At 58.8% G+C, this 22,421-nt stretch carries 19 protein-coding genes; 3 read left to right on the top strand and 16 right to left on the bottom strand.

The annotated features are described in order from the left end of the window. Positions 1-87 precede the first annotated feature (87 nt). Positions 88-2,556: a glycerol-3-phosphate 1-O-acyltransferase PlsB gene (gene plsB / locus SIC15_RS05525; RefSeq protein ID WP_412537229.1), complete on the top strand. Its 2,469-nt coding sequence runs from the start codon at positions 88-90 to the stop codon at positions 2,554-2,556. Between the two features lie 6 nt (positions 2,557-2,562). Here the strand turns inward: plsB and SIC15_RS05520 are convergent, their stop codons facing one another. From SIC15_RS05520 to ppc, 6 genes are all read right to left on the bottom strand, one after another. Then, complete coding sequence (locus tag SIC15_RS05520; RefSeq protein ID WP_136629313.1) at positions 2,563-3,390, bottom strand: class I SAM-dependent methyltransferase; 828 nt, start codon at positions 3,388-3,390, stop codon at positions 2,563-2,565. Continuing rightward, complete coding sequence (locus tag SIC15_RS05515) at positions 3,390-3,752, bottom strand: UDP pyrophosphate phosphatase (protein ID WP_069184134.1); 363 nt, start codon at positions 3,750-3,752, stop codon at positions 3,390-3,392. Before SIC15_RS05515 ends, SIC15_RS05520 begins: the two co-directional genes overlap by 1 nt. A gap of 133 nt (positions 3,753-3,885) precedes the next feature. After that, positions 3,886-4,581 (bottom strand): tRNA (adenosine(37)-N6)-threonylcarbamoyltransferase complex dimerization subunit type 1 TsaB, encoded by a 696-nt coding sequence (gene tsaB / locus SIC15_RS05510; RefSeq protein ID WP_291909775.1) that lies wholly within the window; start codon positions 4,579-4,581, stop codon positions 3,886-3,888. A gap of 34 nt (positions 4,582-4,615) precedes the next feature. Then, positions 4,616-5,269, bottom strand: a complete 654-nt coding sequence (adk, locus tag SIC15_RS05505; protein WP_069184132.1) for an adenylate kinase — start codon at positions 5,267-5,269, stop codon at positions 4,616-4,618. Between the two features lie 201 nt (positions 5,270-5,470). Beyond that, positions 5,471-6,841: an HDOD domain-containing protein gene (locus SIC15_RS05500; RefSeq protein ID WP_136629315.1), complete on the bottom strand. Its 1,371-nt coding sequence runs from the start codon at positions 6,839-6,841 to the stop codon at positions 5,471-5,473. 76 nt (positions 6,842-6,917) lie between these two features. Next, the gene (ppc, locus tag SIC15_RS05495) at positions 6,918-9,563 is read right to left on the bottom strand and encodes a phosphoenolpyruvate carboxylase (protein WP_412537228.1); all 2,646 of its coding nucleotides are present in this window, start codon (positions 9,561-9,563) and stop codon (positions 6,918-6,920) included. A gap of 104 nt (positions 9,564-9,667) precedes the next feature. Here ppc and SIC15_RS05490 point away from each other — a divergent pair, with 104 nt between their 5' ends. Continuing rightward, entirely contained in the window at positions 9,668-9,901 is a 234-nt protein-coding gene (locus tag SIC15_RS05490; RefSeq protein WP_008176161.1) for a hypothetical protein, read from the top strand. A 32-nt stretch (positions 9,902-9,933) separates the two neighbouring features. On the opposite strand, the gene SIC15_RS05485 is transcribed toward SIC15_RS05490, so the two are convergent. The 5 genes from SIC15_RS05485 to cysM form a co-directional block, all read right to left on the bottom strand. Further along, positions 9,934-10,278, bottom strand: coding sequence for a hypothetical protein (locus SIC15_RS05485; protein WP_008176163.1), 345 nt, complete (start codon positions 10,276-10,278; stop codon positions 9,934-9,936). A gap of 136 nt (positions 10,279-10,414) precedes the next feature. Beyond that, on the bottom strand, positions 10,415-11,272 hold the full coding sequence (gene mazG / locus SIC15_RS05480; protein ID WP_008176166.1) for a nucleoside triphosphate pyrophosphohydrolase: 858 nt from the start codon (positions 11,270-11,272) through the stop codon (positions 10,415-10,417). Further along, positions 11,269-13,506, bottom strand: coding sequence for a GTP diphosphokinase (gene relA / locus SIC15_RS05475; protein WP_008176168.1), 2,238 nt, complete (start codon positions 13,504-13,506; stop codon positions 11,269-11,271). Before relA ends, mazG begins: the two co-directional genes overlap by 4 nt. A gap of 57 nt (positions 13,507-13,563) precedes the next feature. Continuing rightward, complete coding sequence (gene rlmD / locus SIC15_RS05470) at positions 13,564-14,913, bottom strand: 23S rRNA (uracil(1939)-C(5))-methyltransferase RlmD (protein ID WP_008176170.1); 1,350 nt, start codon at positions 14,911-14,913, stop codon at positions 13,564-13,566. Positions 14,914-14,939: 26 nt separating this feature from the next. Beyond that, positions 14,940-15,833, bottom strand: coding sequence for a cysteine synthase CysM (gene cysM, locus SIC15_RS05465; RefSeq protein ID WP_008176171.1), 894 nt, complete (start codon positions 15,831-15,833; stop codon positions 14,940-14,942). 225 nt (positions 15,834-16,058) lie between these two features. Here cysM and SIC15_RS05460 point away from each other — a divergent pair, with 225 nt between their 5' ends. Further along, positions 16,059-18,932, top strand: a complete 2,874-nt coding sequence (locus SIC15_RS05460) for an ATP-binding protein (RefSeq protein WP_288366244.1) — start codon at positions 16,059-16,061, stop codon at positions 18,930-18,932. Between the two features lie 12 nt (positions 18,933-18,944). On the opposite strand, the gene pdxJ is transcribed toward SIC15_RS05460, so the two are convergent. From pdxJ to SIC15_RS05435, 5 genes are read right to left on the bottom strand one after another with little or no spacing between them, the layout of a single operon-like run. Next, a complete protein-coding gene (gene pdxJ, locus SIC15_RS05455; RefSeq protein WP_088557922.1) occupies positions 18,945-19,685 on the bottom strand; it encodes a pyridoxine 5'-phosphate synthase in 741 nt (246 codons plus the stop codon). Continuing rightward, complete coding sequence (gene recO / locus SIC15_RS05450) at positions 19,675-20,403, bottom strand: DNA repair protein RecO (RefSeq protein WP_273069292.1); 729 nt, start codon at positions 20,401-20,403, stop codon at positions 19,675-19,677. Before recO ends, pdxJ begins: the two co-directional genes overlap by 11 nt. A 7-nt stretch (positions 20,404-20,410) precedes the next feature. Beyond that, positions 20,411-21,328, bottom strand: a complete 918-nt coding sequence (era, locus tag SIC15_RS05445; protein ID WP_088557924.1) for a GTPase Era — start codon at positions 21,326-21,328, stop codon at positions 20,411-20,413. Next, a complete protein-coding gene (gene rnc, locus SIC15_RS05440; protein WP_153634528.1) occupies positions 21,328-22,017 on the bottom strand; it encodes a ribonuclease III in 690 nt (229 codons plus the stop codon). Before rnc ends, era begins: the two co-directional genes overlap by 1 nt. Beyond that, positions 22,014-22,403 carry a DUF4845 domain-containing protein gene (locus SIC15_RS05435; protein WP_069184119.1) on the bottom strand — a complete coding sequence of 130 codons (390 nt, stop codon included), beginning with the start codon at positions 22,401-22,403 and terminating at the stop codon, positions 22,014-22,016. Before SIC15_RS05435 ends, rnc begins: the two co-directional genes overlap by 4 nt. Between the last annotated feature and the right edge of the window lie 18 nt (positions 22,404-22,421).

The raw sequence follows: 22,421 nt of genomic DNA, 5'->3' as shown, positions 1-22,421 counted from the left end.
GCACCGGCCAAGAATGAAAGCTCGACTTTCCGCCCTGAACTCAACCAAGTAAACTTGGCACCTGTTTATTCAACGGAGTTGCACTTTATGCGTCTTTACCAGGGCATTCGCAGCCTGATCCTGACCCTTTTCCGCAAGATACTGTTCATCTGGGTCCGGACCGATGTCAGCGGCAACAGCGTTGACGCCCTCGCCCTGGATCCCGACAAACCGGTCTGCTACGTGCTGCAATACAGCTCCCTTTCCAGCCGTCTGGTTCTCGAGCAGGAAGTCATCCGGGCGGGACTGCCGGGCGCCTCCGAAGCACTCCCAGTGAAAAATGGCCCATCCCACTCCTTCTTTTTTCTCTATCGCCGGATTGGTGGTTTTTTCCGAGGTCGCCAGGCTCCGGCACCTACGAACGAATTCCAGGCACTGGTGCGCTATGGTCTGGAACACCTGGACCAGGATGTCCAGATTGTGCCTGTCTCCCTGTTCTGGGGCCGCTCCCCTGACAAGGAGAAATCCCTGGTCAAACTGCTGCTGTCTGATACCTGGTCCATTGCCGGCCGGCTTCAGAAGTTCCTGATCATCATGGTTCACGGCCGCAATACCTACGTGCAGTTCAACCAGCCGCTTTCGCTGAAGCAGGTTATCGATGAATACCGGCACAGCGAGGAGCGCGCCAACCGCAAGCTGGCACGGATTCTGAGAACCCACTTCCGCCGCGTTCGCCAGGCCGTTCTGGGCCCAGATCTCTCCCATCGTCGTACTCTGGTGGCAGGGCTGGTGCGCACTCAGGCAGTCAAGGAGGCCATCAGGGAGACCGCAGCCAAAGACGACATCCCGCCGGAAAAAGTACGTGCCAAGGCTTACAAATACGCGGACGAAATCGCCGCCAGCATGTCCATCGTCACCATCCGCTTCCTTGAGGTGGTGCTGTCATGGCTGTGGAACCGGATCTACAACGGTATTGCCATCAACAATATCCGGGTGGTGAAAGAAGTCGCCCAGGACAACGCGGTGGTATACGTGCCTTGCCACCGGTCACACATCGACTACCTGCTGCTGTCCTACGTGCTTTACAAGAATGGCCTGATGCCGCCGCACATCGCGGCAGGTATCAATCTCAACATGCCCATTGTCGGACCGATCCTGCGCCGCGGCGGGGCCTTCTTCATGCGCCGCAGCTTCAAGGACAATCCCCTGTACGCTACCGTTTTCAATGAATACATGCATGTGATGTTCTCCCGGGGCTATTCCGTGGAGTATTTTGTCGAGGGTGGTCGCAGCCGCACGGGTCGGATGCTTCAACCCCGGCCAGGCATGCTGGCAATGACCGTTCGCAGCTTCCTGCGCGACCATCGCAAACCCATTGTGTTCGTGCCCGTTTACATTGGCTATGAAAAGGTTATGGAAGGGCGCTCCTACCTAGGCGAACTTCGCGGCAAGAAAAAAGAGAAAGAGAGCGTCTTCGGCCTGGCCAAGACCGTCCGCAAACTCAGCAACTCCTTTGGTCGCGTCGCGGTAAACTTCGGCGAGGCCATCCATCTGTCCGAGGTTCTCGACGACGTAAACAGCAGCTGGCGAGACGAGGCCTACGACGCCGAGTATCGTCCCAAGTGGCTCAACAGCGCGGTTTCAGAACTGTCGTTCCGGGTGGCGTCCAGCATTAACGCCTCTGTTGCCGTCAACCCGATCGGCATGACCGCAACGGTGCTGCTGGGTACCGAACGACTGGCGATGGATGAGGGCCAGTTGATCCGCCTGATGGATCAATACGCAGCCCTGCTCAAGGCCTTCCCCTACGCGGAAACGGTGACCCTGCCCGAGGGCTCGGGCAAAGACTGGGTCGCATACTGCGAGGGTATGGGTCTGATCAGCCGGCAGCCGCAAAAGCTCGGCGATATCATTGCCCTGGAGGGCAGCAACGCGATCCTGATGACCTACTACAGGAACAACATCCAGCACCTGTTCGCACTGCCCTCACTGATTGCCAGCCTGTTTGAAAACAAGGATTCACTGGGGCGCGACAAGATCGTCTTCCTTGCCAGCGTGGCCTACCCCTACCTGCAATCCGAGCTTTTCCTGAAGTACCAGCCGGATGAAGCCAGAAACGTGATCAATCAGTGGATTGATGTTCTTATTGAACAGGGCCTGCTGAAGCCCCTGGACGATGACCGGATCGGACGGCCGGAGGAAGGCACCGAAGCCATGCTCAGGCTCAGGGTGCTGTCCCGCTTTATCATCCAGACGGTCGAGCGCTACCACATTGCCCTGGGCATTCTGCGCAAGTACGGTTCGGGCAAGATCAGCGCCGCCGAACTGGAAGAGCAGAGCGCCCTGCTCGCCGAACGCATGTCCATCCTGTTCGGTCTCAATGCACCGGAATTCTTTGACAAGAGCCTGTTCCGGAACTTCATTGCCAATATGCAGAACAATGGTGTGATCACCACCGACGATAATGGCTTGCTGTGCTACGGGGAAGGGCTGGATGAGGTGGCTGATGATGCCCGCCTGGTGCTGAGCGTCGAGAAGCGACAGGCAATCCAGCAGGTTACCATGATGGGCGCCTGACGGCGCTCACCGGGCCGGCAGCGCCCGAATCGAATACACATCGTAGCGGCTACTTTTGCCTTCCACGCGGGTGGTCGGCTCCGGTCCTTCAATCGCCGACGCCTTACGGGGCCGCTTCACCACCACCCGGTAACGAGCATGCTCGAGCGCGCTCGCCAGCAATTGTCCGGAATCTTCGTCGTCACCCACGATGGTGCGAAACACCTGCATTTCTTTTTTTACCAGGGCCGACTTGTCTCGATGGGGAAACATCGGATCCAGATAGACAACGTCCGCGGCTTCGATTTCACTTTGTGCCAGCCACTCAATACTGCTGCCTTCCAGCAGCCGCATGCGCTCGACAATGGCGGCGCAATCCACGTTCATAGCTGCCCGCGCCAAACCGTCAGCCAACAGCGCATGAATAACCGGATTGCGTTCGAACAATGTGACCCTGCAGCCAAGGCTGGCGAGAACAAAGGCATCCTGGCCCAGTCCCGCCGTTGCATCAACCACATCCAGGGTGGCTCGGGTTTTCTGCAGGCCAACCGCCTTGGCCACCAGTTGGCCCGCGCCACCACCATGCTCACGCCGGTACCCCATTTTTCCGGTAACGAACTCTGCACGAACCGGCCCTGGCGCACCTTTGCCGGTGACCTGTAGGCCAAGGCCCAGCTCATCAAGAAATAGTAAAACCGGGAAGTCCGTGACATCTCTTGGGCGAACAACACCCAGGTTAGTCAGCCCAAGCGATTGTGCCAGAGTTTCGGCCTGGACTCGGTCGCCAAGTGCACTGTGGGCAACAGCGATGGTGCTGCAAAGGGCAGAGGGTTCGGGCGAGGAGGACTCAGACATCAGACCAGAATATCAATCCCGGCCAGACTACCATCGCCGCCTGCTTCCTGACCGGCAGCGGCTACAGAGGCAAATGTGGAGAGAGCCCTAGCGGCTGGCAACGAGACCTCGTCCGCACGGAAACGCTCCAGACGGGCGTCTTCGGCGGCACGACGGGCCTCAACACGGCGCTCGAGGCTTTCGGTCGCATTGCGTTCGCTGACAATGCCCTGGCGACCATCGGCGAGGTCACGGCGAGCCGCATCGGGTGTTTTCTCCGGCGTTGATGCAGGCGCCCGGGCCGTATCACTGCGCTCCCGGACAGGGCTGTTGTTGCCGGTCTGGAAATTGAAATTGTTACCCGGATTAATACCGCCAATCATGTTCAGATACCGCTGGCCGGATGACAGGAAAACGTGAACCGAAAGTATGGAAGATTATCTTGAGGAAGAAAAGGTGGATGATCACTTTTTACCCAGCCTGGCGTTCCGGGATTCGCGAAGACAGCCGGTGAGACTATCGGCCTGGCAGTTTTTTCCAGGCCACTTCATCCCTGATATACACCGGTTGAGCCTGCTCCGCTGACACCGTCTTCCCCTGCTCGTATGCATTCGCCGCAAGACGCGCTACCCAGGCAGCACGAAGTACCAGAGTCTCATCTACGTTATCAACACTCTCAGATACCTCCACCGGCATTGCGGAGCGATACTGCCAGCCCGGACCGGCTCCGCACCAGCCTTCGGTGGCGGCGGGCAGGCTAACTGCCTCCGGCGGACAGACCTGTTCCGGAGCCAGAGCCACCGGCAGTCCTGAACGGGCGGCAAAACACCCCCAATAAAGCTCTCCCATACGCGCGTCGAATGCCACCGCAATGCCGCCGTTCTCGGGAATATCCATGCTATCAATGGCGCCCAATGCAACCGCCTCCAGTGACGACACGGGCACCACCGGGATATCCAGCCCCCAGGCAAGCCCCTGCACGACACCGGTTGCGATTCTCACGCCAGTGAAAGATCCGGGGCCGCGGGCGAACGCCAGGGCATCCAGCTCGGCCGGGGCCAGATTTTTCTCTGCCAGCAGTTCCCGCACCATTGGCATCAGCAGCCGGGTGTGGCCTCTGGGGGCAAGCTCGAAGCGTTCGGAGATCTCGCCATCAACAAGAAGGGCTGCCGAGCAGCCCTCTGATGACGTATCCAATGCCAACAGTTTCACCGGTGTGAAAACCTCAGGTCAGGATGCCAATAATTTACTTGAGTTCTGAAAGGATCTGGTCGCGAATGCTGTCAAGGCTGCCAACGCCTTCCACGCGAACATATTTCGGCGCGGCTGCAGGGTCTTTCGAAGCCCAGTCCTGGTAGTAGCCGACCAGCGGTGCGGTCTGGTCGTGATAGATCTTCAGACGCTTGCGAACCGTCTCTTCCTTGTCGTCCTCGCGCTGAACCAGAGGTTCACCGGTTTCATCATCCTTGCCCTCAACTTTGGGCGGATCGTATTTCACGTGGTAGATGCGACCGCTGCCTTCATGTACTCGGCGACCGGACAGACGACTGACGATTTCCTCGTCATCGACGGCAATTTCAACCACATAATCGATGGCAATCCCCTGCTCTTTCAAAGCCTCGGCCTGGGGAATCGTACGGGGAAAACCATCCAGCAGGAAACCGTTCTTGCAGTCCGGCTGCTGGATGCGCTCCTCGATCAGCGCAATGATGATGTCGTCCGACACCAGCCCGCCCGTTGCCATGACTTCCTTGACCTGCTTGCCCAGCTCGGACTCCGCCTTTACCGCCGCGCGCAGCATGTCACCGGTGGAGATCTGGGGAATATCAAACCGTTCCGTAATGAACTGGGCCTGAGTCCCCTTGCCTGCGCCCGGTGCGCCTAACATGATGATTCGCATAACGCTGTGCTCCCGTTTTAGTCATTATCATTTGAAAAGCTGTGGCAAAAACCTCTGCCTTTGCGACAGCCTCTCCTGCACGGAACAGGTGTCAGCCGGAAACGGCGAAGGCGCATTATACGAAGTCAGCCACGTCAGAGAAAGTCGACCTCCGTATCATGCACCGGAAGTGCGCTTTTCCCGGCGAATACAGACAGGGTGTCAGGATGACAGGGAGTTGGCCAGTGCGTCCAGATCGGGAGCAACACGCTCCAGTTCGGCGTTCAGTTCTTCCACAACGTCCGGCTGCAGCCCCAGGCCTTCCAGCAGAGAGGGCACATCATCGGGGTTAAACTCATCGCCAATACCGCGATCCTTCAGAAGGGCATTCGCCAACTGAACCATGAGGACGTAGTTCTCATGCTCACCATGGTAACCTGACTGCTGATGAACACCGGCCGCCTTGACCACCGGATCCGGCAGTTGCCACAAACGGTGGAGTATTCCGCCAATGGCACCATGGCCAACCGACAGGATTTCCTGCCCATTGCCCTGTCCGAAGACCTGTTGTTCGAGAGAGTGCATGCTGGCTTCGGGATTGGCCTCGCGAAGCTCATTGAGTTCATCGAATTCGGCCGGGAAAAGATGCCCCACCAGCAACAGGCCGAAGTTGTGCAACAGACCGCACAGATAACCCAGTCCTTTCTCGGCGCCGCATCGCGGAGCAATGATCTGGCACAGGAACGCGCAATACAGCGAGTGGCGCCAGAAATTGTCCATACCCAGCATCCCCTGGCGAGGCACCTCAAAGGCGCGAACGGAGGCAATGCCCAGGGCGATATGTGCCACGCGATCAAAGCCCAGAACACGGGTAACCGCTTCCTGGACCGAGTTGATCTGGCCGGGATAATTGAACAGTGCAGACCGGGCATAGCGCATGATCTGGGCGGTCAGGCTCGGGTCAAACTCGATCAGCTCGGCAAGCTCCCGGGCGGTGGCATCGGTATTGGCGGTCAACCGCAGAATGCGCAGGGCGAGAGCCGGCATTGGTGGCAACCGGTAGAGTTTCTGAAGCTTGTCGGCCACTTCCTCGAGCGTCAGGGCCTCGCGGTTACCATTGCCCGGCCCCCGGATAACCAGGTGGCCTTCCCTGGCGCCTGCCAGCGCCAACCGGAGTGAGCGACCATCCATCTGTATCAGCGAATGATCGGTACCACTAGAGAACACGACCTGATCCGCGAGTATCACATCCTCATCCACGATCACGGGCAGTTCATAGGCCTGCCCGATGGGCGGCGTGAAGCCGGGGTCGCAATCCCCGAACAGCCGCATGGTCTGCCGTGCGGTAAGTGGCTGGAGGCGCCGGCCGGTCAACTGGTGAACGGCATCCGGATCAAGGGAACTATCGAACTTGTGCACTGCCATCACGACACCGGTAATGTCGATCAGGAGAGTGGCTTGAATGAAGGCATCCTGCGACAGTCCCGAGGCCATAACTGCCGCATCGAGGCTGGTCACCTGATCAATCGGCAACTCCCGATAGCTGATGCCCTTGCGGGCAAGAAAACGTTCCAATCGTGCAGCCAGAGCCACAGCTTACTCCCTTCGTTCGTTGTCAGCGGCCAGGCTACCCGGCCTTTGCCAGCACTGTTTTCGACACCTGTATTGATCAGCCGGTGTTGCGCATACCTGCAGCGATACCCGCCATGGTGACTTTGAGGGCTCGTTCCACCAGTTCGGGAACCTCGCCCTTACCTTCACTTTCCCGATCCCTCCGCAGCAGTTCGGCCTGCAGGTAGTGCAATGGATCGGTGTAGGGGTTGCGGACTCGCATAGAGTGCGCGAACACGGGCTCCGCCTCAAGCAGATCCGTTTGCTCCTTGAGTTCCAGAAGCCGCTCGATGCATCCCTGGAGCCGGGTTCGAAGGCTTTCACCCAGGGCTTTCAGTTGGTCATCATCAAGCAGGGTCTGTTCATAATAACTCGCGATCCGCAGATCCGCCTTGGCCAGTACCATTTCCAGCATGTCGACGTAGGTGCGGAAAAACGGCCAGCCCTGCATCATCTCCCTCAGTACCGGCAACCGGTTATCGCGGGCCGCTTCTTCAAGCGCCACGTCACTGCCGAGCCAGCTCGGCAGCATCAGCCGCATCTGGGTCCAGGCGAAGATCCAGGGTATTGCCCGCAGGCTTTCCACGCCGCCGGTGGCCTTGCGCCGCGCCGGTCGGCTGCCCAGCGCCAGCTTGCCCAGGGCCTGCTCGGGTGTAACCTGACGGAAATAAGGCACGAAATCCGGATTCTCACGAACCACATCGCGGTAGGCTTTCAGGGAGCGTTCGGTGAGCCAGTCCATGGTCTCACGCCAGCTGTCCTCCGGTTTGGGTGGCGGAGCCAGTGTGGCTTCAATGACGGCGGTGGTGTAGAGCGTCAGACTTTGAACAGCCAGCCGGGGCAAACCGAACTTGAAACGAATCATCTCCCCCTGCTCGGTGATCCGGAAACTGCCGTTAACCGAGCCCGGCGGCTGGGACAGAATTGCCCGGTTGGCAGGCCCACCGCCTCGGCCAACGGTACCGCCCCGACCATGGAACAGGGTCAGATGGACACCATACTGGCGGGCAACGTGGGTAAGTTTCTCCTGGGCCTGATACTGGGCCCACGCCGCCATCAGCTGTCCCGCATCCTTGGAGGAATCCGAGTAGCCGATCATCACTTCCTGACGGCCCTGGCAATACTCCCGGTACCATTCAACCTCGTACAGAGCCGACATGCTGTCCGGCGCGCCACGCAGGTCGTCCAGGGTTTCAAACAGAGGGACGACCCGCATCGGAAACTTCATCCCCGATTCCCGCAGCAGCAGAATCACGCTCAACACGTCGGAGGGCTTGCTGGCCATGCTAATCACGTAGGAGCCGAGAGCTTCCGGGGTTTGTTGCGCCACTACCTCGCAGGTCGCCAGCACCTCGGCAACGGATTCAGAGGGCTCCCAATTGCGGGGGACCAGCGGACGTCGGCCCTGTAGCTCCTGCACGAGGAACGCCTGACGCTCCTGTTCGGACCAGGACAGGTAATCCCCCAGGCCGAGGTAGTCGACCATCTCGGCGACGGCCTCGGCGTGGCGGCTCGCTTCCTGGCGAATGTCCAGTCGGATCAACGGCAGGCCGAAGGTATGTGCCCGCCGGATGGTATCCAGCAGAGGGCCGTTGGCAATATCTTCCAGCCCACACTCAACCAGGGATCGATAGCAGAGCTCCAGGGGGCCGGTGAAATCCTCATTCTCAAACAGGATCCCGCTGGCGTCCGCGGTCTCGCCGTTGACGCTCGCCTCTGCCCAGTCCCGGGTTCTGATCAGCCGCTCACGGAGTTCGGCGAGCACATGGCGGTAGGGTTCCCGGGAATCACCAACAACGGCCTTGAGCTCGTCGCTGGCCTGCCACATGGACAGTTCGGCCCGCAGCGCCTGAATATCACGAAGATAGAGATCCGCTGCCATCCAGCGGCCAAGCAGGAAGACCCGGCGGGTCACCTTGTGGGTGACATTCGGATTGCCATCACGATCACCGCCCATCCAGGATGCAATGCGGATGGGGGATGCCTGCAGGGGAAGGCCCTTTCCGGTCGCGTCTTCCAGCGACGTATCCAGGCTCCTCAGAAACTGTGGCAGGGCCTGCCACAGACTGTTTTCAATAACCGCAAAGCCCCATTTGGCCTCATCCACTGCGGTTGGTCGCTCCTGACGAATCTCGTCGGTGTGCCAGGCTTCGGTAACCAGTTGAGACAGGCGATTGACGATTTCCTCCCGTTCAGCAGGCATGAGGTCGTCATGGTCCAGACGCGCCAGGCAGTCCGACATCTCGTCGTATTTCATAATAAGGGTGCGACGCGCCACCTCGGTGGGGTGGGCCGTCAGCACAAACTCGATTCGTAGATCCGCCACCCTCTGATGCAGTTCCTCCGGCGTGACATCACCTTGCTTGAGCCGCTCAAACACCTCCCCGAGCGATTCGACCATCAGATCAGACTGGTGCCCGCGTTTCCGACGAATACCATGGTACTGCTCGGCAAGGTTGGCCAGGTTCAGGAACTGGTTGAAGGCACGGGTCACCGGAAGCAGCTCATCATCGCTCAACTTGCGCAGCAGATTGACAAGTCGCTGGCCGGACCCGCTTTCCTGGCGACGGTCGGACTTGGCAGCCGCCCGGATTTCCTCAATCAGCTCGTAGCATTCCTGTCCGGGATATCGCCGTATGCTCTGGCCCAGAAGTTCACCCAGCATTCGTACGTTTTCTCGGAGTTCGGGATGTAGCTCAGTCACATTGACGTCCTTTTGAATTGACGGAGGCGAAGTAAACTTACGATACTAAGGAACAGTCGAGAAAGTCTATTGGCGATTCAAGCCTGTAGCTGCAAGGAGTTATCATGAAGGTCACTGATTTGCCCAAACACTGGGAACAGCAAAAAGAGCCCGTGGAGCGCACCCACGATTATAACCTGCGCCTGCCGCTGGAAGATGCCGCACGCGTGGCCGCACTGGCGGAACTTTACCCGGACCGCAGTGAAAGCGATATTCTGAACGACATGATTGGTGCAGCTCTGGACGATCTGGTACGCCAGAGCCCACTGAAGGACAAGCTGGAAGGGAAAGACAAGTAAATAGCGGCGGGCAGCTTTCGCTGCCCGTGTCGTCAGGCGACTGATTCCAGTTGACGGGCCTTGAGGCGCTGGATGTGCTTCTGGCTCAGGCTGACAAACTTGGGAGTCAGGCCCTGATCTTCGTAGATCTCGAAGCCATCCTCGTCGTACGCCACCACTTTGGTGCCCTGAACATACGGAAAGCTGGTCTCCATTTCGTCCAGTGCTGCAGAAATCAGATCCCGCATCAGATCCTGAGGTGACTTCATCGGATAGAGCGCTGCGAGTTTCTCGAGACGCTTGTGATGCTGGTCAGACAACGCCATGAAGTAGGCGTCTCGGGTAAGCCGACCACGTGCATGCTTGTCCCAGTAGTTGACCAGATCTTTGATTTTCATGGTGCCTTCACTCCTGCATCTTATTGATGGCGCACGGCGCACGAAAACTGTGCATCCGTTTCCGGAAGTGTAGACGAAGCCGTCGGTCCGGGGGCGAGAAAATTGGTAACGGATTGTACTTACCGATCCGCCATTTTCAGTGCTCGTTCTCTCCCCGCTCCACGCCTTTCACCGCCTGCCACACGGCATCCAGCGCCTCCAGAGATTCTTCGTCCATATCGCGGCCCTCCCGTTCCAGCACACGTTCAATCGCCCGGAACCGGGCGTCGAATTTATGGTTGGTTCGATTGAGTGCCTGCTCAGGGTTAACCTTCATGAACCGTGCCAGGTTCACACAGACGAACAGGAGATCGCCGAGCTCATCTTCAACGGCATCGGGATCACCGGCGCCCGTCTGTGCGGCTTCCCACGCCTCCTTGAGCTCGTCGATTTCCTCGTGAAGTTTGTCGAAAACCGGGCCAACATTTGGCCAGTCGAAACCGTGCCTGGCTGCCCGTTTCTGGAGCTTCTCGGCCCGAGCCATTGCAGGCAGGGTCCGGGCAATGCCGTCAAGCCGACTTACTGGGGCGCTGGCTTCCGGTGCCGGCTTCATTGCCCGCTCCTCGGCCTTGATGCGCTCCCAGCTTTCCTTGATCCAGGCCTCATCCGGCCGATTATCCGGATCAATGCTGCTTTCCAGGGTCCCTTCCGGAAAAACGTGTGGATGCCGCCTTACCAGTTTGCGCACCAGATGATCGACCACACCGTCAAAATCGAAATGGCCATCTTCCCGACCAAGCTGGGTGTAGAAAATGACCTGGAACAGCAGGTCCCCCAGCTCGTCTTTCAGATGCGGGTAATCCTCTCGCTCAATGGCATCGGCGACTTCGTAGGCCTCCTCCAGCGTGTGCGGCACGATGGTCCTGTAGGATTGCCTGGTATCCCATGGACAGCCCGTCTCCGGATCCCGAAGCCTGGCCATCAGGGTTTTCAGATCCTCGATGGTATAGCTCATCCGCGTTTACGCCTTACATCAATGATATTGGGCAGGTTGCGAATCTGCGCCAGCAACCGCGCCAACTGCTCCAGACTGGAAATTTCCACCGTCACGGTCATGGTAGCCGTGTTCTCGTCCTTGTTGCTCAGGGTATTCAGTGACAGCACATCACTCTTGGAGGCCGACAACACCTGGGTAATATCTCTCAGCAGCCCGGATCGGTCATAGGCTTCAATTTCAATGTCGACAGGATAAACAGCAGCCTGCCGGCCACCCCAGCTGACCTCAATAATCCGGTTGGGCTCGAACTCACGCAGATTCAGGAACGTCAGGCAGTCCTGGCGATGGACCGTAACCCCACGGCCAACCGTGATGTAGCCACCAATGGCGTCACCGGGCAGAGGTTTGCAGCATTTAGCCACCTGGGTCTTGAGCTTGCCGACACCCAGGATCTGGATATCCGATTCGGTATCGTAGGGCTTGCGGCGCTGAGCACTGAGTTTCAGATCCAGCTGTTCGGACTTGGGCTCCAGCATCTGCTGGGCCACATTGGCGACATGCGTGGGGCGAAGGTCACCGGCTCCGGTGGCTGCAAACATGTCCTCCGCACTTTGGTAATTAACCTTCCTGGCAAGCTCACCAAGATCTACATCGTACAGGGACAGACGCCTGAACTCGTCCTCGAGAATGGCACGACCGTCAACGATATTGCGACCACGATCCTGCTGTTTGAACCAGTGGGTTACCTTGGCGCGTGCCCTGGAAGTCTGAATGTAACCAAGGCTCGGGTTCAGCCAGTCGCGGCTTGGGGCCGGGTTGTTGGAGGTCAGGATAAACACCTGATCGCCGGTTTTCAGTGGATAGGTCAGCGGAACGATTCGGCTGTTCACCCGCGCACCGCGGCAGGCGTGACCGATCTCCGTGTGAACCCGGTAGGCGAAATCCACCGGCGTTGCCCCCTGGGGCAGATCCACCACGTGGCCCTCGGGTGTGAATACATACACCCGATCCGATGCGACATCGGATTTGAGGTGGTCGGCCAGCCCGGACAGGTCGCCCAGCTCCTCCTGCCACTCCAGAACCTGGCGCAGCCAGTTGATCTTGGCATCGTAGCCGGTCGACTTGTTGCCTTTGTCCATGCCCTTGTACAACCAGTGGGCACAAACGCCCAGTTCCGCCTCCTCATGCATCGTGTGGGTTCGGATCTGCACTTCCATGACCTTGCCCTCGGGCCCGATCACGGCGGTATGCAGGGACTGGTAACCGTTTTCCTTCGGGTTGGCAATGTAATCGTCGAACTCGTTGGGGATGTGGCGCCACAGCGTGTGGACAATACCCAGTGCGGCGTAACAGTCGCGAACCTCCGGAACCAGGATACGCACGGCGCGAACATCGTAAACCTGGGAAAAGTCGATGCCCTTGCGGCGCATTTTTCGCCAGATGCTGTAGATGTGCTTGGCACGTCCGGACAGCTCGCCCTCAATGCCATAGGCTTTCAGTTCGGTCTGCAGGGTTTCAATTACCCGCTTGATGTAACCGTCGCGATCCAGGCGCTTTTCGTCCAGCAGTTTGGCGATCTTTTTGTAGGCGGAACCATGCAGGTACCGGAAAGAAAGATCTTCCAGCTCCCACTTGATGTGACCAATGCCAAGCCGGTGTGCCAGGGGTGCGTAGATATCAAACACTTCCCGGGCGACGCGCATTCGCTTTTCTTCTGGAGCATCCTTTACCGCCCGAATGGCGCAGGTACGCTCCGCCAGCTTGATCAGGGCAACCCGGACATCGTCAATCATGGTGACGAGCATCTTGCGGACGTTGTCCAGTTGGCCTTCGCTCTGGCCCAGAACGTTACCCTTCAGCGGGTGGTGGATGGACGAAATGGCCGCCATCTGCTGCACGCCGTTGATCAGGCCCGCCACCTCATCGCCAAATTCCTTGCGGATTGTCTCCAGGGGAACGCGCTCTTCACGCACGGCGCGATAAAGGATCGCCGCCACCAGGCTGGCCTGATCCAGGTGCAGCTCCGCCAGAACCTGGGCCATCTCAATGCCAATCCGGAAGCTGCTGGAACCAGGTGCCCACTGGCGATCCTGCCGGAAAGCCTGAAGATCGATTTCCGCTGCCTTTTCGCAGGCCAACCGGAACTGGTCAGCGTCGTCCAGGTGCGTTTGCGAGGCTATCTGGTTTACCCAGCCCTCGATATCCACCTGGCCGTCGCCGGTCATTGCGTAATCTTCGCGAACTTTTACCATATCAGTCTTGTTATTCCTGATGGTTGCCGCAGCCATCCCTGACTGCCCACCGCATCTTCAGTCGGAATCCCGTTCGAACAACGCGATGGATTCCACGTGAGTGGTGTGGGGAAACATGTCCATCACACCTGCGCGCACCAGTCGATAGCCGTTGCGCGCCATTACGCCTGCGTCGCGCGCCAGGGTGGCCGGGTTGCAGGAGACATAGACTATCTTTTGTGCCCCGAAGGCCGTGAGGTACTTGCAGATCTCCTCGGCACCGGAACGGGGCGGATCAATCAGAATCTTGTCGAACCCTTCTTTGGCCCAGCTCTGGCCCGTGAAGTCACCGTGCAAGTCGGCACCGTGAAAAGCGACATTGTCGAGACCGTTTAGTTCCGCGTTTTCCCGGCCCCGTACGACCATGGTCTCGTCGCCTTCCACGCCAACAACCTGCCCGCCTCGCGTGGCCAGCGGCAGAGTGAAATTCCCCAGACCGCAGAACAGATCCAGGACTCGCTCGCCAGGCTGGACATCCAGCCATTCCACGGCCCTGTGTACCATTGCGCGATTAATGCCTGCATTGACCTGGGTAAAGTCCATGGGATGAAATTTCATGGTCAGGTCGAATTCTTCCAGCCTGTAGCTCAGTCGCTCATCATCCCGGCCAGAGGACTCGGGCCAGATCCGATGAACGGTATCGGGCCCTTTTGGCTGCAGGTAGATATGCAAATCGTGAGCCTGGCCGAAGGCAATGAGCTTCTCCCGGTCACCAGTGGACAGGTCATCCATATTGCGGAACACCATTACCGCCACATCATCGCCACAGGCAACTTCCACCTGGGCGATTCGGCTGTAGGCGTCCAGATCGTGCAGCATATTTCGAAGGGGCAGTATGCGGTCGCCAATGCGGGGATCCAGCACCACACAACGGTCGATGTCGGTCAGGAAACTGTTGCGTTTCTCCCGAAACCCCACCAGGACAGACTCCCGGGCCTTGACGTAACGAACCCCGAGGCGCGCCTTGCGGCGATAGCCGAGGCTCTCTTCCGAGCGCAGTGGCTCAATCCACTCCTCGGGTTCGATGCCCCCGAAATGGGCAAAATGCTCCCGCAGGGTATTCTCCTTGAACGCGATCTGCGCATCGCCACTCATATGCTGCAGGCTACAGCCGCCACACAGGTCGGCAAACTCGCAGGGTGGCGTCTGACGATCCGGCGCGGCTTCCAGAACCTCTTCGGTGCGCAGTTCGTCGAACTTGCTTCGACTGGACACCACTTTCGCCATCACGGTTTCGCCCGGAAGGGCGCCATCGACAAACTGGGTCTTGCCATCCTGACGGGCGATACCCCGGCCGTCATGGCTCAGGGTCTCAATCTCACAGCGCACGGGCTCTTTTGGAAGAACCTTCCTGCGTCGTCTGCTCATACTCGGGTCTCTTGGTGGAATCGTGTTCAGGCGCCGGGAAATACACCGGTGGATAGATAGCGGTCGCCGCGGTCACAGATAATGGCCACGATGATGGCGTTTTCAACCTGCTGCGAGAGCTTGAGCGCGGCCGCGATCGAACCGCCGGAGGAGACGCCACAGAAAATGCCTTCCTCGGAAGCCAGGGCCCGCATGGTGTTTTCGGCCTCTTCCTGGCCAACATCCAACACCTCGTCCACCCGTGCGGCATCGTAGATTTTCGGCAGGTAGGCTTCGGGCCATCGACGTATCCCGGGTATGGACGCACCTTCTTTGGGCTGAAGCCCGATAATGCGAATATCCGGGTTGCGCTCCTTGAGGTAACGGGACACGCCCATGATGGTGCCAGTAGTGCCCATGGAGCTGACAAAATGGGTGACACGCCCCCCGGTCTGCTCCCAGATCTCGGGACCGGTCGTGCGGTAGTGCGCCAGAGGGTTGTCCTGGTTGCTGAACTGATCCAGCACCCTGCCCTTGCCCTCCGCCTGCATCTTGAGAGCCAGGTCACGGGCAGTTTCCATCCCCTCTTCCCTGGTGACCGTGACAATCTCCGCACCATAGGCGCGCATGGATGCCCGACGCTCCTCACTCATGTTCGCGGGCATGATCAGCACCATCCGGTACCCCTTGATGGCAGCCGCCATGGCCAGGGCAATGCCGGTGTTGCCACTGGTCGCCTCGATCAGGGTATCGCCCGGCTTGATGTCGCCCCGACGCTCCGCTTCCTGGATCATGCTGATGGCCGGGCGATCCTTCACCGAGCCGGCGGGGTTATTCCCTTCCAGCTTGGCCAGAATCACGTTACTCGTCTCACCGGGGAGACGCTGCAGGCGAACCAGAGGGGTGTGCCCGACATAATCTTCAATGGTGGGAAAATGCATATGATAACCCTGTGGTACACTTTTGGCTTCGCATGATACGCGTTATCGCCCCGGTCTCCCAATACAGCTTCTCGCTATATCCATGACCGGCGGCTATATCCGACACGGGATTTTCCGGTACTGTCGGGACTGATACCACAGTTATCCCTTTCCGGATCAGCTATTCTTAACACGGACGGTTTCCGCTCTGCGACGCGGACAAAAGCAATAATTCAGGATCACGGTATGCGACGTTGGGGCATTCGCAAAAAAGTGTTGGTGGTAACGCTGGTTCCCACCCTGCTGACCACCCTGATGCTGGGGCTGTTCTTCACCTACAGCTGGGTTAACAATATAGAAAGCCTGCTGAAGGACCGGGGCGAATCACTCTCCCGACAGCTCGCCGCCGGTTCCGAATATGGCCTGTTTACCGCCAATCGCAGCCTGCTCAGCAGCCTCTCCAATGCTCTTCTGGAAGAGCAGGACGTCCGCTCCATCACCTTCTTTGGCAGTGACGGCTCCCGCCTGCTCCACACCGGGCCCGGAAGCTCGGAGACCGTGCAGTCCGACGAACTCACCGCCGAGCACGCCACCCGGATATCCCGAAAAAACAGCACCCGGTTTATCACCCCCGTGTTTCTGCAGGATCTGATGATCGAGAGCATGCTCGACCCGGATGCCCGCCAGTCCATGTCGAATCTGCGGGAGCCTCTGGGCTGGGTGGTTGTGGAAATGTCCCATATCCGCACCGAAAAAGAGACGTACAAGGCCCTGCTTATTTCCCTGCTGCTCATTCTCGGGGGCGTCATTCTCAGCATGGCCATTGCCCTGCGACTGAGCCGTGCGTTCACCAACCCGGTATTCGAACTGAACGAGGCCGTTGCCAAACTCAAGGAAGGCAAGCTGGATACCCGGGTCTACACCGGCGCCGGGCCGGAGTTCGAACAGCTGGAATCCGGCCTCAATGCCATGGCCGAAGAGCTGAGCAAGGCCCAGGCGGAAATGCAGCAGAACATCGACCAGGCCACCGAAGATCTGCGGGAAACCCTGGAAACCATCGAAATCCAGAACATCGAGCTGGATTTCGCTCGAAAAGAAGCACTCGAGGCCAGTCGGATCAAATCCGAGTTCCTGGCCAACATGTCCCACGAGATCCGCACCCCGCTGAACGGCATCATCGGCTTCACCGAACTGCTTCTAAAGAGTCCCCTGCCACGCCAGCAACGGGACCACCTGAGCACCATCAGGAAATCGTCGGAGATCCTGCTCACGATCATCAACGACATCCTCGATTTCTCGAAGATTGAGGCCGGCAAGCTGATCCTCGACCGGGTACCGTTCCAGTTACGCGATATCGTCGAGGAAGTCATGGTCATGCTGGCGCCAGCGGCACACGCCAAGAATCTCGATCTGGTGCCACTGGTCTATAACGATGTGCCGGACAACATCATGGGCGATCCCCTGCGGGTCAAACAGGTGATCACCAATCTGGTCAACAACGCCATCAAGTTCACCCAGACCGGTGAGGTGGTCCTGCGGGCGAGCCTGGAAGAGGAAGAAGCTGACACCAACCGCGTTACCCTGCGCCTGAGCATTACCGATTCCGGCGTGGGCCTGTCCCGGGCCCAACAGCAATCCCTGTTCAACGCCTTCAGCCAGGCCGATGCCTCCACCGCCCGTCAATATGGTGGCACCGGCCTTGGGCTGGCCATCTCGAAGCGTCTGGTGGAAGAAATGGGGGGCAAGATCGGGCTCGAAAGCGAGCTGGGTAAAGGCTCCACCTTCTGGTTTACCCTCACCTCGGAGCTTGCCACCAGCGGTGAAGCCATTGCCCCAAGGGATGCCCTGCGTGGTGAACGGGTCATTTACCTGGAGCAACAGAAAACCACCGGGCTGGCCGTGGAACACCTGTTAAGGGACTGGGGCATGGTGGTCGACCGGGTAGCGTCACCGGGCGCCCTGCAGGAACACATTGAAGAGGCCCAGAAAAGCCAGGCGGGCTATGCCGTAGCCATTGTCGGCATCACCCGACACCTGCTCAATTCCAGCCAGTACTGCGGGCTTGTCCGTACCCTGGAGATTGAACGGGATTGCCGGACACTGCTATTGACCCCCACCCTTGAAACCCACGACACACCGCTATCGGGACTTGCCAGCGGCCACCTCACCAAACCGGTGTGCCGAGATTCCCTGTACGATGAGCTTTTGCTGCTGGTGCACGGCATCAATTCCGGCGGGCGGGTCCCCGAGTACGAGATTTCCGCCAACCGTGCAACGACCGCCAATGTGCCGAGAGTGCTGGCCGTGGACGATAACGATGCCAACCTGAAGCTGGTAATGACCCTGCTGGAAGACTGCCAACTGGACGCCGAGGGCGCTTCCAGCGGCTTTGAAGCCCTGAGCAAGGCCAGACAGAAACCCTTCGACCTGGTCTTCATGGACCTTCAGATGCCCGGCATGGACGGGGTGGAAACCACTGCAAGGCTGAGGGAGATGGATACCGGCAATCACCGGACCCCGATCATTGCGTTGACTGCGCATGCCCTGTCGGACGAGCAGGAACGACTGACAAAGCAGGGCTTCGATGGCTACATGCCCAAACCCATCAGCAGTGGCCAGCTCAACGACATCATTCATGAGTACACCGGCTACGTGTGCCCGAAGAACGGCAGCGACGGCCGGCTTCCCGTTCCGGAAGTTCGCGACACCCGTCGGGCCCTGCGGCCATCAACGCGCAAAATGCAGCAGGACTGCGTCAGCGTGGACGAAAGCATTCAACTGGCCGCCGGCAAGGCGGACCTGGCCGAAGAGCTGTTCAGCATGCTGCTGGAGCAGGTCCACGTGGATCGCGGGCGGATCTCGGAACTCTGGGCCAGCCACAGCATGGATGGGCTACTGGAATGTGTTCACAAGCTCCATGGCGCTACCCGCTACTGCGGCGTACCGGAACTGAGAGCCGCAGCCAACCATCTGGAAACGGCCATCAAATGCTCTGCTCCGGATCTGGAGCACCAGAAAGACCAGCTGCTCTCGGCCATGGAGCGCCTGCAGATCTGGAGCGACCAGACCGATTGGCAGCAGCTGTTCCGGGAACGCCATGAGGCCGCCGAAACGACCTGAGGCTGCCCCGTCTCAGACCCGGCTTCGGGCCTGATCGATGATGGCTTTCATATCCCGGACCGCCTCTTTGAGACCGGTAAAGACCGCGCGGGCTATGATGGCATGACCGATATTCAGTTCATTGATGCCATGGATTGCCGCCACTCGCTCTGTGTTGTGGTAATGCAGGCCATGGCCCGCATTCACAATCAAACCCTTTTTGCGGGCGTAGGCGACGGCGTCGGCAATGGTTTTGAAGGCGGCATTCTCGGCTTCAGGTGTTTCGGCCTCGGCATACTCTCCGGTGTGCAGCTCCACTACCGGCGCGCCACAGCGGACCGCGGCATCAATCTGGACCGGATCCGGATCAATAAACAGTGACACCTCGGCACCAATCCGGGCCAGGCGCTCACAGGCCTTGGCAACCCGGGATTCCTGACCCTCGACATCCAGTCCGCCCTCGGTGGTCAATTCCTCACGCTTCTCTGGCACCAGGCAAACACATTCCGGCCGCACCTGTTCGGCAAACGCCAGCATCGCATCGGTTACCGCCATTTCTAGATTCATCTTGGTCTGGAGCACCTCTTTGAGCAGCAGCACATCCCGATCCTGAATATGACGCCGGTCTTCCCTGGGATGGATTGTGATGCCGTCTGCGCCGGCCTCCTCGGCCATCAGCGCTGCCTGGACCGGATCAGGGTACCGGGTACCTCTCGCCTGACGGAGGGTGGCAACGTGATCAATATTGACGCCAAGCAGTACTCTAGGATTCATGGGATTCTCCCCGAAGGTGAGTGAAAAGGCTGCGACTGTTCAGGGGACGCCCCTGGAGAAGGTAATCGATCAGGACTCGCATGACCCGTTTCGCCAGTCGCCGACAGCGCTCAGATTGCAAATCTTCCCCGGCCAGATCGAGCAAAACATCGCCCGGAAGATTTCGCAGGCGCACACCGGGCGACAGCCCGGACACTATGCCCTGCTCCGGATCATAACAATACTCCCCGCCGGGCTCGACGGATTGCCCGGTATCCGTGGCACGATCCCAGGCAAAGTCATAGCCGAGGGCGGAGGCAAAGGCGAGTTCAAAACGCCGAAGCACCGGCTCCACATCTCTGGTGTCGGACAACTGTCCGATGGCATCGATGTAGGCTGCAAAGAGCGTGGGATGGGGATCTGCAGCGGGCAGAATCCGCTGCAACAGTTCATTCAGGTAAAGGCCACTGTAGAGCGACACTGTCCGGGTAATTGTGGGGCCGGCCCGAACATCGACCTGGGTCAGGGTTTTCAGGTCGCCCCGGCCAGCCCAATCCACTATCAGAGGCTGAAAAGGTTGTAGCTGGGCTTTCAGGGGACTTTTGGCGCTGTTGGCTCCCCGGGCGATGACGGTCATCCGGCCATGGTTCAGGGAAAACAGATCCACCATGAGACTGGTTTCCCGCCAGGGACGTCGGTGAAGGACATAGGCGGGCTCCTGCAGCTCAGGCCCCTTCATGGCTGCCTCAGAGGTCGTTCATGCCCAGGCTTTTCAGGGCCCGGTCGCTGTCTGCCCAGCCACGCTTCACCTTTACCCAGAGCCTCAGCATGATCTTGCTGTCGAACATACGCTCCATATCCGTACGAGCTTCCTGACCAATCCGACGCATCCGCTCGCCTTTCTCGCCGATGATAATCTTCTTCTGGCCTTCACGCTCAACCAGTATCAGGGCGGAAATGTGCAGGGTCTTGCCCTCCCGCTTGAACTCCTCGATCTCCACGGCAACCGAGTACGGCAACTCAGCTCCCAACTGGCGGGTAATCTTTTCCCGGACAATCTCCGATGCCAGGAAACGTTCACTGCGATCGGTGATCTGATCGTCCGGGTAGAAGTGGATACTCTCAGGCAGGTAGCGCCCGACCGCCTCTTCCAAAGGCTCGAGATTGGTCTCTTTCAGTGCCGAAAGCGGAATGATCTCGGCAAATTCACGCTTTTTCGAGAGCATATCCAGATGCGGTAGCAGGCTTTCCCGCTTTTCGATCTTATCGACCTTGTTTACCGCCAGAATCACCGGGCATTTCAGCCGGCTGAGCTTCTCCAGCACCATCTCATCCGCGGTGGTCCAGGCCAGCTGGTCCACCACGAAAACCACCACATCGACATCAATGAGCGCAGAGGTGGCGGCCTTGTTCATATAACGGTTGATGGCCCGTGGCTCTTCCTCGTGCATGCCCGGTGTGTCCACATAGATCGCCTGGACCGGACCGACGGTCTTGATACCAAGCACCTGATGACGGGTGGTCTGGGGCTTGCGGGAGGTAATGCTCAGTTTCTGCCCGAGGATGTGATTGAGCAGCGTGGACTTCCCGACGTTCGGACGACCGACGATGGCCACGAAACCGCAGCGACTGTCCGGGTTTTCCGGACGGGTGATATCGTTCATTACTGGTTCTCCACGCCCAGTTCTTTCAGGGCGTTACGGGCTGCCTGCTGCTCGGCCACCCGGCGGCTGCTACCAGTCCCGGTGGTCTTTCGGTCCAGCGAAGGCAGCGCACAGGATACGTGAAATGTCTGGTTGTGAGCCTCGCCGTCTACGGAAATGACGTCATAGCGTGGCAATGGAAACTGGCGGGACTGGAGATATTCCTGCAAACGGGTCTTGGGATCTTTCTGGGTATCCTGGAGATCAAGCTTCTCCAACCGGTGTTCAAACCAACGCAGGACCTGCTCCCGGCAGGTGTGAAAATCGCTGTCCAGATAGATGGCACCGATGATCGACTCCACGGCATCGGCCAGGATGGATTCCCGACGGTAGCCTCCGCTTTTCAACTCTCCGGAGCCCAGCCGGAGGTAACCTCCAAGCTGGAATTCCCGGCCAATCTCAGCCAGGGTCACGCCCTTTACCATGCGGGCCCGCAGGCGGCTCAGCTGGCCTTCTCGGGCTTTTTCGAAGTGCAGAAACAGATACTCGGCAATCACCATGTTCACGATGGAGTCGCCGAGAAATTCCAGACGTTCGTTATTCTGGTTTCCGTAGCTCCGGTGAGTAAGTGCCAGCAGAAGTCGCTCCGGCGATTTGAACTGATAGCCAATGCGTCGCTGTAACTGATCCAGGTCCGGTTGTGAACTCACTTGCCCTTCATCTCATAGGTGTGTTTGAAGTGAACCACCGTATCCACATTGCTGAACAGGTTGTTACGCACTTCGTAATCAACGTTGATGACGACCAGGTCGCCATCCTTATCGACTGAAATGTTCTTGGCATCAAAGCCCCGGACATTGTTCACACTGAGCCGCTTGTTAATCAGTGTGCGAACCTGGGCTGGCCCCATCTGAGAGAGGCCTTCTGTGCCATCCAGGCTTTCCAGCGCTTCCTGAATGGTGATGTCATCAAGGTAGGCGGGACCCAGCTTGATCACCAGCGTCAGCAAGCCACCAAAAAACAGCACCATAACCATCATGGTCAATGCCGAGGCACCCCGCTGACGGCCCATGCCGGAAAGATTGTTTTTCTGCATTATGACTGCGCTCCAGAT

The organism is Marinobacter sp. MIT932201 (assembly GCF_047123295.1).
Classification (GTDB): Bacteria; Pseudomonadota; Gammaproteobacteria; order Pseudomonadales; family Oleiphilaceae; genus Marinobacter; species Marinobacter salsuginis.
The sequence above is the reverse complement of the archived record's forward strand: the minus strand, read 5'-3'. Positions and strand labels throughout refer to the sequence as shown.

What these genes read in the sequence shown, in the direction of transcription:
- plsB (WP_412537229.1), top strand. Translation starts at nt 88, where the DNA reads ATGCGTCTTTACCAGGGCATTCGCAGCCTGATCCTGACCCTTTTCCGC.
- era (WP_088557924.1), bottom strand. Translation starts at nt 21,328, where the DNA reads ATGAACGATATCACCCGTCCGGAAAACCCGGACAGTCGCTGCGGTTTC.
- SIC15_RS05520 (WP_136629313.1), bottom strand. Translation starts at nt 3,390, where the DNA reads ATGTCTGAGTCCTCCTCGCCCGAACCCTCTGCCCTTTGCAGCACCATC.
- SIC15_RS05460 (WP_288366244.1), top strand. Translation starts at nt 16,059, where the DNA reads ATGCGACGTTGGGGCATTCGCAAAAAAGTGTTGGTGGTAACGCTGGTT.
- rlmD (WP_008176170.1), bottom strand. Translation starts at nt 14,913, where the DNA reads ATGAGCAGACGACGCAGGAAGGTTCTTCCAAAAGAGCCCGTGCGCTGT.
- SIC15_RS05515 (WP_069184134.1), bottom strand. Translation starts at nt 3,752, where the DNA reads ATGATTGGCGGTATTAATCCGGGTAACAATTTCAATTTCCAGACCGGC.
- adk (WP_069184132.1), bottom strand. Translation starts at nt 5,269, where the DNA reads ATGCGAATCATCATGTTAGGCGCACCGGGCGCAGGCAAGGGGACTCAG.
- SIC15_RS05435 (WP_069184119.1), bottom strand. Translation starts at nt 22,403, where the DNA reads ATGCAGAAAAACAATCTTTCCGGCATGGGCCGTCAGCGGGGTGCCTCG.
- pdxJ (WP_088557922.1), bottom strand. Translation starts at nt 19,685, where the DNA reads ATGAATCCTAGAGTACTGCTTGGCGTCAATATTGATCACGTTGCCACC.
- SIC15_RS05485 (WP_008176163.1), bottom strand. Translation starts at nt 10,278, where the DNA reads ATGAAAATCAAAGATCTGGTCAACTACTGGGACAAGCATGCACGTGGT.
- SIC15_RS05490 (WP_008176161.1), top strand. Translation starts at nt 9,668, where the DNA reads ATGAAGGTCACTGATTTGCCCAAACACTGGGAACAGCAAAAAGAGCCC.
- relA (WP_008176168.1), bottom strand. Translation starts at nt 13,506, where the DNA reads ATGGTAAAAGTTCGCGAAGATTACGCAATGACCGGCGACGGCCAGGTG.
- recO (WP_273069292.1), bottom strand. Translation starts at nt 20,403, where the DNA reads ATGAAGGGGCCTGAGCTGCAGGAGCCCGCCTATGTCCTTCACCGACGT.
- mazG (WP_008176166.1), bottom strand. Translation starts at nt 11,272, where the DNA reads ATGAGCTATACCATCGAGGATCTGAAAACCCTGATGGCCAGGCTTCGG.
- cysM (WP_008176171.1), bottom strand. Translation starts at nt 15,833, where the DNA reads ATGCATTTTCCCACCATTGAAGATTATGTCGGGCACACCCCTCTGGTT.